The organism is Catenibacterium sp. UBA627, assembly GCF_002299355.1.
In the GTDB taxonomy this organism is placed as follows: Bacteria; Bacillota_I; Bacilli_A; order Erysipelotrichales; family Coprobacillaceae; genus Catenibacterium; species Catenibacterium mitsuoka.
The window spans coordinates 5,934-7,013 of the sequence record NZ_DBPF01000017.1 but is presented as its reverse complement, the minus strand read 5'-3'; the positions used below and the strand labels follow the sequence as shown (position 1 = coordinate 7,013).

Sequence of the window (1,080 nt, the reverse complement as noted above, 5' to 3'; positions counted from 1 at the left end):
ATCTAAATATTTCTGTAATTTCTCTAATTCACTTGCATCCTGTTTGTAGCCTTCACCAATCAAACTATCAATCAAATCAGTTAATTCTTCATTACATGATAATAACCATCTTCTAAATGTAATACCGTTTGTTTTGTTGTTGAAATGTGTTGGGTAAAGTTCATAGAAGTCATGTAATTCAGTATTCTTTAAAATATCTGTATGAATAGAAGCCACACCATTGATAGAGAAACCAAAGTGGATATCCATATGTGCCATATGAACGAGCTTATTATTATCAATAATTGCGACTTTTTCATTTGTAGATCTTTCTTTCGCAACAGCATCTAATGCTTCAATAATAGGTACTAATTGAGGCACGATTTCTTCTAGATAAGACAATGGCCATTTTTCAAGTGCTTCTGCAAGAATAGTATGGTTTGTATAAGCACATGTTTTAGATGTAATATCAATAGCCTGCTTCATTGTAAGTCCTTCTTTCATAAGAAGACGAATCAATTCAGGAATAACCATTGATGGATGTGTATCATTAATCTGGATACATACATGCTTATCTAAATCAGTTAAGCTGATTCCTTTACTCTTGATATCTTCAAGAATCATCTGTGCCCCATTAGATACCATGAAATACTGCTGATAAATACGTAATTTACGACCTGCTTCATCACTATCATCTGGATAGAGGAATAAAGTTAAGTTACGTACAATGTTTGATTTATCAAATGAGATACCATCATGTACCATTGATTCATCAACAGATGCAATATCAAATAAGTGTAATTTATTCTTATTTCCTTTATAGCCTAATACATCTAAATCATATAATTGAGACTTTAAAGAAAAGTCCTTAAATTCTACAGTATAATGTTTGTTTGTAGGAATGAGCCAAGAATGATCATTAATCCAAGGGTTTGGTGTTTCGCACTGTTTGTTGTATTCAAATACCTGTTTGAATAAACCTAAATGATAATTAAGACCAACACCATCACCAGGTAGGTCTAAAGTTGCGATTGAATCTAAGAAACAAGCAGCTAATCGACCTAGCCCACCATTACCGAGTGAAGGTTCAGCTTCTATTTC

1 protein-coding gene is annotated in these 1,080 nt (G+C 32.6%); it reads right to left on the bottom strand.

The annotated features are described in order from the left end of the window. Positions 1–1,080 (bottom strand): glycogen/starch/alpha-glucan phosphorylase (locus tag B2S90_RS01265; protein ID WP_286696427.1); only part of this gene is annotated, 1,080 nt, incomplete at both ends.